This window comes from Falsiruegeria litorea R37 (assembly GCF_900172225.1).
Lineage (GTDB): Bacteria > Pseudomonadota > Alphaproteobacteria > Rhodobacterales > Rhodobacteraceae > Falsiruegeria > Falsiruegeria litorea.
On record NZ_FWFO01000001.1, the window covers coordinates 2500442 to 2512783 of the forward strand.

Below are 12342 nucleotides of genomic sequence, written 5' to 3' on the forward strand. Positions count from 1 at the left end.
AAAAGATGCAAGACGACAGAGCATTGATGCAACTGGCCCCATTGGCCCCGCCAATGACGGACAGTGTAATCGCAATGAACGCGGACGCCCCGATGTCAGAAGGCGTGCGCGTTCCTCGGGAACTCAGCGGGCGGGCCAAGGCGGCCATTGTCGTCCGCCTATTGCTGAACGAAGGCGCGGACATTCCTTTGGAGGAGTTGCCCGAAGACCTGCAAACCAAGCTGACCGAGCAGATGGGCGAAATTGGGTTGGTGGACCGGGTGACCCTGGGGGCCGTCGCGCATGAGTTTGCCGAGGCGCTCGAGGGGATCGGCCTGTCGATGCCCCATGATCTGGCTGGCGCGCTTACTGTGCTCGACGGGAAGATCGGCGCACGTACGGCCGCCAAACTGCGCAAACAGGCCGGCGTCAAGCAATCGGGCGACCCTTGGGTGCGGCTCAAAGCTCTCTCTGCTGGTGAACTGGCGGAACTGGCCCAGGCCGAAAGCACCGAAGTGGCCGCCGTACTGCTGTCGAAGCTGGACACCCCCAAAGCGGCGGAAATGTTGGGGCAATTGCCCGGACCAATGGCCCGCCAGATCACCTATGCGGTGTCAAAAACCGGCAAGGTCACACCAGAAGCTGTTGACCGTATTGGGTTTTCCCTGGTTGCTCAGATGGATCAACGGCCGATATCCGCCTTTGCCGATGACCCCGAAAAGCGCGTTGGCGCCATTCTGAACCAATCCGCCGCCAACACCCGCGACGACATGCTCGACTCGTTGGATGCCGAGGATCAGGAATTCGCCACATCGGTGCGCAAGATGATCTTTACCTTCGCCCACATCCCAGAACGGGTCACAACGCGTGACGTGCCTGCTGTGGTGCGGGCCGTGGATCAGGATGATCTGATCACCGCCCTGGCCGCTGCGACAGATGAGAAAAACGCGCCAGTGGTCGAGTTCTTGTTGGGCAACATGTCCGCCCGAATGGCCGACAACCTACGTGAGGAGGTGCAAGAACGCGGCACCATCAAGCGTACGGATGGCGAGCGGGCAATGAACGCTGTGGTCAACGCGATCCGAGAGCTGGAAGAAGAAGGCACCATTACACTGGTGGTCGAAGACGAGGAGGACGAGTAAGCCTCGGCCGCCATGATCTTGAATGGTCTGCCAAGCAGGCAGACCAGTTTGATCGGGCGGAACTTTGACACGATCCGTGGGTGATCGGCGCCCTTCCCTTGCCTGATGCGTGGCCACCCGGAAAACTGTCTGGAACACACGCGCCCGGTTGCCACGTCTTCGTTTTGTTCGCTGTCTCTCGGCCCATGAGCACATTACGCTGCGGTGCTCTGTTTTTGTTGCGTTTCCCGCATGGACAGCCACCCTGGTCGTGCCTATGACGTTAGCATGCTCACGAATTTCGAGCGATCCACAGCGGCAGGCCCCAGGATGATACCATTGAACTGTTCACGCCCATGACCAACGGGCCAGACACCCAAGGCAAAGCCATTCTGTTGATGGTCGGAGCCATTCTGTTCTTCACGCTGATGGACGCCTCGGTCAAAGCTCTAACCCCGCGTTTTGGTGTCATTCCCAGCCTTTGGGCACGCTATGGTGGGCAAATGCTACTAGTCTTTGTCCTGGTTCTGCCGCGCCTGCATCGGGTTGTGCGCACGAAGTACCCTGTTCTGCAATTCTTGCGCTCATTGCTGTTGATGGGAGCCACCGGATTTTTCTTTCTGGCTCTGTCGCTCATACCTCTTACCGATGCCACGGCACTGATGTCCGTCAACCCGGTTCTGATTACACTTGGTGCAGCGCTCTTTCTGCGCGAACCTCTTGGTCCCCGCCGGATCGTTGGCATCATCGTCGCCATGTGCGGCGCATTGATTATCATCCGCCCAGGTAGCAGCGTCTTTTCTCTGGCCTCGCTCTATCCGCTGGCGGCGGCTTGCTGTTACACGGGTTATGCGCTGCTCACCCGTAAGGTCGGCTCGGACGAAGATGTCTGGACCTCGCTCTTTTACACTGGTCTTGTGGGCACCGTGATCATGACACTGATCGCCCCGCCCTATGCTCAGATGCCCGATGCAACCAGTTGGGGCCTGATCGCGATGGTCGCGGGTTTTGGCACCATCGCCCAAATGCTGCTGATCCGGGCGTTTACCCTGGGCCAGGCCTCAATGCTGGCGCCTTATGCGTACTGCGGACTTGGGTTCGCGGCTGTCTGGGGAGCGGTGTTCTTTGGCGAGTTTCCCGACACATGGACGATCTGCGGTGCGCTTGTGATCGCTGGGGCGGGCCTATATGTGTGGCATCGAGAAACACGAAACTCCTGAGGCGCAGTCATGCCCGTAGAAAAGTCTGAACTTTCCCGGATTGAGCGGGCGAAATACCGTGCGTCCTATTTTTTTCTGCGCGCGTTCATCGCCGGTATGCGCAAGCTGCCGTATGACACACGGATCGCGGCCATGGGGTCGATCATCAGTACTGTCTCGCCTTTGGTGGGGTTTCGCAAGCGGGTGCGCAAGAATCTGAAATTGGCCTGCCCGGACCTGCCCGAGGCCGAGGTGAAGCGTCTGACCAAGTCTGTCCCCAACACTGCTGGCCGCGCCGTGATGGAGCATTTCTCGCCCGAGGATTTCACCGAGCGCCAGAAGAACGCCAAAGTCTCGGGCCCCGGTATCGAGGCCTTTGAACAAGCCTGTGCCGAGGGGCGCCCGGTCATGTTCATCACCGCGCATTTTGGCCACTACCTGGCGGCGCGTGTGGCCCTGCAGCACCGGGTGCAAAAACCCATCGGCTGTCTGTATCGCCGCATGGCAAACCCCTATTTCAACAAGATCTACGTTGACGCCTTTCACAAAACCGGCGAGCCGATGTTCGAACAGGGCCGCCGCGGCATGATGGAAATGGTGCGCTCGCTCAAAAAGGGCGGCATCATTGCAATTGTGTCCGACCTGCACGCCCATGGCGGCGAAGAGCTGCAGTTCTTTGGCCAGCCTGCTGTTACATCCGTGTTGAACGCGGAATTGGCGATCAAATACAAGGCCGTGACCATTCCCTGCTACGCCGTGCGGGACCCCAATGGCCTGGATTTTGAGATCGTATTGCACGAACCGCTGGAACACACCGACCCGACAACCATGACCCAACAGATGAACGACGATCTAGAGGTTATGGTGCGCAAGCACATGGATCAGTGGTTTTGGATCCACCGTCGCTGGAAAATGTGGAACGGTCTGGGATCCCCCGAAGGTTAATCCAGCTTGGCCGCAGCCACGATCGGGCCATAACCCGGCACCTGCACGAGAACTGCGGTTTTCAGGCCATCAGCAAGATGCACGGTAAAACTCGCGTCCTCTGCTCCGTCCCAGCGACCCAACAGATTCAAGCTGTCGACCACGTTGGCATAGTCCAGATCATGGCCTGCCAGCTCTCCTCGTTTGATGCTGGCGTGGCGCATCGGCGCATAGCGGACCACTTGCACGGCATAGGTGCCCTTGGGCAGTTTTTCGGATGCCACAATGCTGACCTCGACCTCATCGCCGGATTTGGTGGTCTCGACCGTCGCTAGGGGCGTGCGGTCACGGTGCTGAGCGATCAGCTCCATCAGCTCCATTCCACGCGCGCCAACCACGCTTTCGTTGCCGTTGATGACCATCTGCGGCGTGTAGATCATCGTACGCCCGCCCGCATGCGCATACCCCTGCTGGCGCGTGGTGTGGGACGGTTTGGCGTATTCGTCCTTCCACCCGATGTAGTCCCAATAATCCACGTGCAGCGCCAACCCCAGCACGTCGTCCCGCTCGGCCAGTTTCTGCATCAGGGCATCGGCTGGCGGGCAGGATGAACACCCTTGTGACGTATACAGCTCGACGACAACTGGGTTGCTGTTTTCGGCGATGGCTACGCTGGCCGACAATACGGTCAGAGCAACTGAAAAAAGGGCGCGTTTCATGGCTGGCACTATCCTGCTTGGGGTGCAAACAGGTCTAAGCCGGGACGCTTTCAAACGCCAATCAAGGTTTCTTGAGAGGCCAGTGAATAATCCGAAACATGGGCGTTGAAAAATGTATACAATTGCATACATGACGTTGGACGCAGGGCCATTCCCCTTGAAACAGGGGACCGGGTCATGCACAAAACCAACAGCAAAACCTCATTCTCACATCTCATTAGAGGGAAGCCACCTTATGCCCATCACCGTTGGACAGGACACCGCCAAAACACGCCGTGAGCTAAGCGTGAATGGCAAGACCATATCATATTTCTCGATCCCCGCCGCGACCGAGGCTGGGCTTGGCGATTTTTCCAAGCTGCCCGCCGCGCTCAAGGTGGTGCTGGAGAACATGCTGCGGTTCGAGGATGGGGATTTCTCTGTCTCGGTCGATGACATCAGGGCTTTTGCCGAATGGGGTGCAAATGGCGGTCAGAACCCACGCGAGATTGCCTATCGCCCGGCCCGCGTGTTGATGCAGGATTTCACCGGGGTTCCGGCCGTTGTGGACCTTGCGGCGATGCGCGACGGGATCGTGGGCCTCAGGGGCTCGGCGTCGAAAATCAACCCGCAGGTGCCCGTCGATCTGGTCATCGACCATTCGGTGATGATTGATGAGTTCGGAAATCCGCGCGCGTTCCAGATGAACGTGGACCGCGAGTATGAGCGCAACATGGAGCGCTACACTTTCCTGAAATGGGGACAGAACGCGTTCGACAACTTCCGCGTGGTGCCGCCCGGCACCGGCATCTGCCATCAGGTGAACCTGGAGTATCTGGCGCAAACCGTCTGGACCGACACGGACCAGAACGGGGTCGAGGTTGCCTATCCCGACACGCTGGTGGGCACCGACAGCCACACCACCATGGTCAACGGCGTGGCCGTTCTGGGCTGGGGCGTTGGCGGGATCGAGGCCGAAGCCGCGATGCTGGGTCAGCCGATTTCCATGCTCATCCCCGAAGTGATCGGGTTTGAACTGACCGGTGCCATGATGGAAGGCACCACCGGCACCGACCTGGTGCTGAAAGTCGTTGAAATGCTGCGCGAAAAAGGCGTGGTGGGCAAGTTCGTGGAATTCTATGGTGACGGTCTGGACCGCCTGCCGCTGGCCGATCGCGCCACCATCGCGAACATGGCCCCCGAATACGGCGCGACCTGTGGCTTTTTCCCGATCGACGGCGAAACCATCCGCTATCTGACCAACACCGGCCGAGATGAGGACCGGATCGCATTGGTCGAGGCCTATGCCAAGGCAAACGGGCTGTGGCGCGATGCGGATTATGCGCCGATCTACACCGACACCCTGCATCTGGACATGGGCACGATTGTTCCGGCCATTTCCGGCCCCAAGCGCCCGCAGGATTACGTGGCCCTGAGCGACGGCAAGACCGCCTTTCTGCGTGAAATGGAAGAGACCTTTAAACGCCCCATGGGCAAAGAGGTTGCTGTTGCAGGCGAAGACTACACCATGGAAAGCGGCAAGGTCGTCATCGCCTCGATCACGTCGTGCACCAATACATCGAACCCCTATGTGATGATCGGCGCGGGTCTGGTGGCCCGCAAGGCCGCCGAGATGGGGCTGAACCGCAAGCCGTGGGTCAAAACCTCGCTCGCGCCCGGGTCACAGGTGGTCAGCGCCTATCTGGAGGCGGCTGGCCTGCAGGACGATCTGGACGCCATCGGGTTCAACCTGGTTGGCTATGGCTGCACCACCTGCATCGGCAACTCGGGTCCGATCCAGAAAGAGATCAGCGACGCCATTGCCGAGGGCGATCTGGTCGCCACTTCGGTCCTGTCGGGCAACCGAAACTTTGAAGGGCGGATCAGCCCGGATGTGCGCGCCAACTACCTTGCCTCGCCGCCACTGGTGGTGGCCTACGCGCTGGCCGGAACCATGGACATTGACCTGTCGTCAGACGTGATCGCGCAGGATAAGAACGGCAATGACGTCTATCTGAAAGACATCTGGCCCTCGACCGAAGAGATCGCCGATCTGGTACAAAAGACCGTCACCCGTGAGGCGTTCCAGTCGAAATATGCCGACGTCTTCAAAGGCGATGAGAAATGGCGCGGTGTCGAGGTGCCGCAGCAGGAGACTTATGATTGGCCCCCCAATTCGACCTACATCCAGAACCCGCCCTATTTCCAGGGCATGGGGCCAGAGCCGGGCACCATCGAGAACATCGAAGGCGCCAAGGTGCTGCTGATGTTGGGCGATATGATCACCACCGACCACATCTCACCCGCCGGGTCGTTTGCCGCGTCTTCACCTGCCGGTCAGTACCTGATCGAACGTCAGGTTCAACCGCGCGAATTCAACTCCTACGGCTCGCGCCGGGGAAACCACGAGATCATGATGCGCGGCACCTTTGCCAACATCCGCATCAAGAACGAGATGCTGGATGGGGTCGAAGGCGGCTATACCAAGGGGCCAGACGGGGCGCAGAGCAGCGTCTATGACGCCTCGATGGCGCATCAGGCCAATGGCACGCCGCTGGTGGTCTTTGGTGGTGAGCAATATGGCGCGGGCTCATCGCGGGACTGGGCGGCCAAAGGCACGGCGCTCTTGGGTGTCAAGGCGGTCATCGCCGAAAGCTTTGAGCGCATCCACCGGTCGAACCTGGTCGGAATGGGGGTCATCCCGTTGGAATTCACCGGTGGGGACACCCGCAAGACGCTGGGTTTGACCGGGGAAGAGACCGTCACGATCACGGGCCTGGACAACGTCGAGCCGCTGCAAGAGGTGCCCTGCTCAATCACCATGGCAGACGGCACGGTGAAAGAGATCACGCTGAAATGCCGGATCGATACCGCGCCCGAGATTGAATACATCGAACATGGCGGTGTTCTGCACTTTGTGCTGCGCAACCTCGCCAAGGACTGATTGAAACGCCTCCAATAGGTCTCGGCCTCATTGTCCGGCCCGTGTTGCATACGTTCAAACGCGGGCTGGACAGAACAGGGGTTTGCCCGCAAAGCACATTGGTGGCGCCAGCTCCCCGCCTTTCGTCAAATTGGACGACAAGCGATCCCACCTTACATCCTGAGTGAATACGCACCGAACCACTGAGGAGCACATGGTCTTGCGGTTTATGGTGGCATTTTTGCTGGTTTGGATACTGGGGTCTTGTGCGCAACAGACCGCGCAGCGCGGCGACATTCTTGTCATTGGGGATTCCGTGCTGGCATGGAACCGCGCCGAGGGCCGCGACGTTGGCAGCGCTTTGGCATCCGAACTTGGCCGTGACGTCGTAAACCGGGCCGCCTTTGGCGCCCAGATCGGAGCTAACGATCTGGCTCGCATCGTCGGTTTGAGCATCCCCGGCCAGATGCCGCCGGGACGATGGAACTGGGTCATCGCCAATGGTGCGGCAAATGACTTGGGGTTCACATGCGGATGCACCCGCTGCGGCGATGTGATCGATCAACTGATCTCGACAGACAGCCAGTCCGGCGCCATTCCCGACCTGGTAGCCAAGGCTCAAGCGCAGGGCGCGCGCGTCTTGTGGCTGGGCTATTACAAAGCGCCGGAAACAACTGCATTCAGGGGGTGCCGACCCGGCTTGGTTGAAATCGAACGGCGCATCGAGATTTTGGCCCGGTCAAACGCGGGCCTCTATTTTCTCGACGCCGAAGATGTGTTTGACCCGCCTGTGAGAGACCTGTTTGACGCAGACAGAACTCACCCTTCGGCCAAAGGATCAGCGCTGATCGGAAAAGAGATTGCCAGAGTGATCGAAAGAGCTAGCTGACAGGGTTTGGTCTGGGTTTGCCATTATGAGTTAAGCGGCGCGGGTAGCCCGCAAAACCCATCGAACTGGGGGAGCCAAGCCCCATGGTATGCATTGCGCCTCGTGCCGCGGTTTATCTTTATTTTCTGGACCTTTGTCACGCGCTTCGGCAGTCTAATCCACATCATCTCGGGACCGGAGCCTGCCAATGGGCAAACCAAATGCACTGCTGTTGTGTTCACTGATCGTCATTGCCACCGTCGGTATATGGGGCATCGTGGACATCGCTGGGCTGGTCGAATGGGCCAGCGGCGTTGTGCATCAGACCTTTCACAGCCGTGGCTGGTTCGTAATGCTTGCGGCCAGCGGCATGCTGATCAGCTGTCTGTATCTGGCCTTTTCCAAATACGGCAACATCCGACTGGGCAAGGATGACGACCGACCAGAGTTTTCAACCGCCTCTTGGATCTCCATGCTGTTTTCGGCTGGGATGGGCGTCGGCCTGTTGTTCTGGGCCGTGGCCGAGCCGCTGACCCATTACCACTTCATGGATAAGTTCGAAGGCTCGCCCGAAGCCGCGCGCCAAGCCATGCTGGCGACCAATTTCCACTGGGGTCTGCACGCTTGGGCCATCTATGGCTCGACCGCGTTGACCATTGCTTATTTCAGCTTTCGCCGGGACACCGGCATGATGGTCGGCGCGCCGCTGATATCCCTGTTTCCCGGCGAAAAATGGGCCAGAGTTGTGGGGTGGTTTTCCGACTTTGCCGCGATCATCGCCATTGCTATCGGGGTTGGCGGGTCGATGGCAATGGGTGTGTTTCAGGTGGCCGATGGTGTGTCCGTCCTCACTGATTGGCCGGTCACCTCTTACCTCATCGGGGGCGTTCTGGTGGCAATGGTTGCCGCCTATATCCCTGCCCTGCTGATCGACCTGGGCCAAGGCATGGCCAAATTGTCGAACACCGCCATGCTGATCGCAATCGCCCTGGTGCTTTACACCATCATCCTTGGCCCAACCGAGTACTTGCTGAACACTGTGGTTCAAAGCTTTGGCGATTATGTCTCGCATGTCATTCCGCGCGGGTTTCAGACCTTCACATTTTACGGCGACGCCGTCAGCCAGTGGTTCAGCGACTGGACCCTGACGTACATGGTCTGGTGGATCGCCTGGGGGCCGTTCGTGGGCGTCTTTGTCGCGCGCATTTCGCGCGGCCGCACGATCCGAGAGTTCGTGTTGGGCGTGCTTTTTGCGCCAACGCTGTTTTCGATCTTCTGGTTCAGCGCCTTTGGTGGCATCGGCCTCTATGAGGCGCTCAGCGGTGCCGGAGAGTTGCTGTCGATGACCGAAACCAATGTCGAGCGTGTGACCTTTGGCCTGTTGGATCGTCTGCCCCTGACCACGGTAACGACGCTGGCCACGGTTCTGGCTGCGTTTCTGTTCATCGTCACCAGCGTGGTCAGCGCGGCCTTTGTGCTGGGGACATTTTCCAGCGGCGGGGACGCTAACCCCGCGCCGCGTATTCGCCTGATCTGGGGCGTGCTATTGGGGCTGCTGAGCGTGGCGATGATCCTGTCGGGTTCGGTCAACTCGGTGAAGATATTGATCTCGGTCGGTGCCCTGCCCTTTGTCTTTATCTCGGTGCTGCTGCTGGTCTGCCTGTTCCGCGGCCTGCGGGAAGAGGAGGTGTAAGCGATGCTGATCGGAGATCTGACAGACACGCTCATGAACCTGACCACCTTTGCCTTTATCGGCGCGATGGTCTGGATTCTTGTGCGGAAATAGTTAGTTGCCAGCCGCTTTTTCAAGCGCCGGGCGGATCGTACTGTCGATCACCCGCTGTGTGATCGGCCCGGCAAAACGCAGAACAATGGTACCATCACCCGCGATTACATAGGTCTCGGGCACGCCGTAGACGCCCCAATCCAGCGCCATGCGCCCCTGTTCGTCGCGACCAATCCCGGCGTAGGGATCACCCAGTTCTTCCAGAAAAGCCGAGGCGTTGTTTTGGCTGTCCTTGTAGTTTACGCCGTAGACCGGAATGCCCTGTTCCGACAGTGCCTCAAGGCTTGGGTGTTCGGCCCGGCAGGGTGCGCACCAGCTGGCCCAGTAGTTGACCAGTTTGACCTGACCATCGCGCAGCGTGGCGTCGTCAAACCCGGTCTTGCCCGGAAACTCGGTCATCACCACGGGCGGGGCCGGTTGCCCCTCGCGCGCGGATGGCAGGCTGTCAGGATCTTCGCGGAACATGCCAACGGCAGCCAGCAGGACGAAGCCGGCAAAAATCATCGGCGGGGCAATCATCAAAGGCGAAAACTTAGCCATCCCGGCGCAACCTTCTTTCGATCTCTTCCATCTCGGCCCGCACCTTGCGGCCGCGCAGAACGGACATCACCACCAAGGCCACCAGCAACACCAGAGAGGCCGCATAGGCCGACAACACTGTATCGGCGTATTTTCCCAGATCGGGCATCATGCGCTCATCCTTTCACGCGCTTGCAAGGCTTTGATCCGACGGGCCCGGATCTCGGTCCCGGTGCGGTAAAATACCAGCGCCACAAACAGCAGGCCAAAGCCGATCATGCAGATCAGCAGCGGGTAGAAATAGACATTGCTCACCTTCTCGGCCGTGTCGGTCCCGGTCACGGCACCAGCACGGAACACGGACGCCCCTTGATGCAGCCCCTGGTTCCAGAAGTTCACGGCATAACGGCTGAGGATTGCAAAAACCGACCCCACCAGGCACAGGACAGATGTCAGATCAGCGGCGGTGTCTGGATCTTCGATCGCCTCCCACAAGGCGATGTAGCCCAGGTAGAACAGAAACAGGATCAGGAACGAGGTCAATCGCGGGTCCCATTCCCACCAGGTGCCCCACATCGGTTGGCCCCAGATCGCCCCGGTCACCAGCGCGATGAGGGTGAACACGGCCCCCACGGGCGCAGCTGCCCGCGCTGCCAAGGCACTGACGTGATGACGGCGCACGACCCAGATGAGCGAGGTGACCAGCATCATCAGCCAGGCGTTGATCGCCATCAGGGCGGCTGGAACATGCAGATAGATGATCTTGACGGTCGAGCCCTGTTTGTAGTCATCGCCCGTGAAAAAGAACCCCCAGATCAGCCCGACTGCCAGGCACAGGGCCGTGACGATCCACAGCCCCGGCAAAAACCGCTCGGTCGTGGACAGGAACTTCTTCGGGTTGGCGTATTCCCACAGGGAATTGAGCTTGGACGTCTGTGTCATGTCTTGGTATCTAGCCCGGATTTCATACGGCCTCAATTCACATCCCTGCTTTCGTGCTAGCGCAGATTGACGCGCAGCACAGCAGCACTGGCAAAGGGTAGAAGCGCGATGACCGCCGCCGTGATCCCGGCCAGCAGCAACAGCGGCGTTGATGTCGCCATCCCCTCGGCGCCACGTCGCGCGACTTCGGCCCCAAAGATCAGCGTGGGCACGTACATGGGCAGCACCAACAGGGACAACAGCAAGCCGCCACGTTTGAGGCCAACGGTCAGCGCCGCGCCGAAGGTGCCGATGACCGACAGCGCAGGCGTGCCCACCAGCAGCGACACCACCAGCCAGACATAGCCCGGCGCAGGCAGGTTCAGCAGGATACCCAGGACGGGCGCAACCAGCACCAGCGGCAGGCCCGTGGTCAGCCAATGGGCCAGCGCCTTGATGGTCACGACGGATTCCAGCGGCAAGGGCGCGGTGGCCAAAAGGTCCAGCGTCCCGTCCTCCCAATCCAGTGCCAGCAGGCGATCGAGGGACAACAGGCAGGCCAGCAAAGCCCCCAGCCACAAGACGCCCGGCGCAATCACGGCCAGCAGGGCCGATTGCGGGCCGACCGAGAATGGTACCAATACCGTCAGGATCAGAAAGAACGCGAGGCCCAAGCCAAAGCCACCACCGGCGCGCAAGGCAAGCCGCAAATCCCGAGACAGAAGCGCAATCACAGAAAGCCCCCATCGAAATCATCCAATGCCGGCAGCTTGGCGCGGAATTGCCCAACATCCAGCACCTGCGCGTCCAGCCCAAGGTCGATGTGGGTGGCGATCAGCGCCGATCCCCCCTGCCCCAGATGCGCGCGCACCGCATCGGCAAACATCCCGACCGCGCGGGTGTCGAGCGAAACCGTGGGTTCGTCCAGCACCCAGATCGGACGCCCCGTGACCAGCAGCCGCGCCAACCCCAGGCGGCGTTTCTGCCCTGCACTCAGGTTGCCCGCATGGCGGTTGGCCAGGTCGTTCAGATCAAAAGCATCCAGCGCAGGCTGGATCGAACCTGCGGCAAAGACCTGGGCCCAGAAGGTCAGGTTTTCGGTAACGGTCAGTGTGGGTTTCAACCCATCGGAATGGCCCGCGTAGGCGATAGTGTCCTCGGCGCCTACAATCTTTCCGGTCACAGGCGGCTGCAGCCCGGCGAGCGTGCGCAACAGTGTCGTCTTGCCAATGCCGTTGGGACCACGGATCACCAGCGCCTGCCCAGGCGCAAGCGTCAGGTTCAGCCCCTCGAGCACGGGAACGCCGCCACGGGCGATGGTCAGGTCTGAGACGATCAGTGTCATGAAACCCGCTTAGCCGATTGATGCATCACGCAAAAGGGGCGTTGTTGCCGCAAAGGTGG

General features: G+C 60.0%; 12 protein-coding genes. 6 read left to right on the plus strand and 6 right to left on the minus strand.

Features of this window, described 5'->3' with window-relative positions; all coding sequences use genetic code 11:
- The first annotated feature begins 53 nt into the window (after positions 1-53).
- From TRL7639_RS12210 to TRL7639_RS12220, 3 genes are all read left to right on the plus strand, one after another.
- Entirely contained in the window at positions 54-1121 is a 1068-nt protein-coding gene (locus tag TRL7639_RS12210) for a flagellar motor switch protein FliG (RefSeq protein WP_207559660.1), read from the plus strand.
- Positions 1122-1456: 335 nt separating this feature from the next.
- On the plus strand, positions 1457-2320 hold the full coding sequence (locus tag TRL7639_RS12215) for a DMT family transporter (protein ID WP_085795920.1): 864 nt from the start codon (positions 1457-1459) through the stop codon (positions 2318-2320).
- A 9-nt stretch (positions 2321-2329) separates the two neighbouring features.
- A complete protein-coding gene (locus TRL7639_RS12220) occupies positions 2330-3244 on the plus strand; it encodes a lysophospholipid acyltransferase family protein (protein ID WP_085795921.1) in 915 nt (304 codons plus the stop codon).
- Here TRL7639_RS12220 and TRL7639_RS12225 read toward each other — a convergent pair.
- Positions 3241-3942 carry a DUF1223 domain-containing protein gene (locus TRL7639_RS12225; RefSeq protein ID WP_085795922.1) on the minus strand — a complete coding sequence of 234 codons (702 nt, stop codon included), beginning with the start codon at positions 3940-3942 and terminating at the stop codon, positions 3241-3243. The genes TRL7639_RS12220 and TRL7639_RS12225 overlap by 4 nt on opposite strands.
- A 235-nt stretch (positions 3943-4177) precedes the next feature.
- Between TRL7639_RS12225 and acnA the strand changes: the two genes are divergently transcribed.
- The 3 genes from acnA (at position 4178) to TRL7639_RS12240 (ending at position 9405) form a co-directional block, all read left to right on the plus strand.
- Complete coding sequence (acnA, locus tag TRL7639_RS12230; protein ID WP_085795923.1) at positions 4178-6865, plus strand: aconitate hydratase AcnA; 2688 nt, start codon at positions 4178-4180, stop codon at positions 6863-6865.
- Positions 6866-7058: 193 nt separating this feature from the next.
- A complete protein-coding gene (locus TRL7639_RS12235) occupies positions 7059-7733 on the plus strand; it encodes an SGNH/GDSL hydrolase family protein (protein WP_085795924.1) in 675 nt (224 codons plus the stop codon).
- A 187-nt stretch (positions 7734-7920) separates the two neighbouring features.
- A complete protein-coding gene (locus TRL7639_RS12240) occupies positions 7921-9405 on the plus strand; it encodes a BCCT family transporter (protein WP_085795925.1) in 1485 nt (494 codons plus the stop codon).
- 93 nt (positions 9406-9498) lie between these two features.
- Here TRL7639_RS12240 and TRL7639_RS12245 read toward each other — a convergent pair whose 3' ends face one another.
- From TRL7639_RS12245 to ccmA, 5 genes are read right to left on the minus strand one after another with little or no spacing between them, the layout of a single operon-like run.
- Positions 9499-10038: a DsbE family thiol:disulfide interchange protein gene (locus TRL7639_RS12245; RefSeq protein ID WP_085795926.1), complete on the minus strand. Its 540-nt coding sequence runs from the start codon at positions 10036-10038 to the stop codon at positions 9499-9501.
- On the minus strand, positions 10031-10189 hold the full coding sequence (ccmD, locus tag TRL7639_RS12250; protein ID WP_207559661.1) for a heme exporter protein CcmD: 159 nt from the start codon (positions 10187-10189) through the stop codon (positions 10031-10033). Before ccmD ends, TRL7639_RS12245 begins: the two co-directional genes overlap by 8 nt.
- Entirely contained in the window at positions 10186-10959 is a 774-nt protein-coding gene (locus TRL7639_RS12255) for a heme ABC transporter permease (protein ID WP_085795927.1), read from the minus strand. Before TRL7639_RS12255 ends, ccmD begins: the two co-directional genes overlap by 4 nt.
- Before the next feature lie 56 nt (positions 10960-11015).
- Positions 11016-11672: a heme exporter protein CcmB gene (gene ccmB, locus TRL7639_RS12260; RefSeq protein WP_085795928.1), complete on the minus strand. Its 657-nt coding sequence runs from the start codon at positions 11670-11672 to the stop codon at positions 11016-11018.
- Complete coding sequence (gene ccmA, locus TRL7639_RS12265; RefSeq protein WP_085795929.1) at positions 11669-12283, minus strand: heme ABC exporter ATP-binding protein CcmA; 615 nt, start codon at positions 12281-12283, stop codon at positions 11669-11671. The genes ccmB and ccmA overlap by 4 nt, the downstream gene beginning before the upstream one ends.
- Positions 12284-12342: the final 59 nt, after the last annotated feature.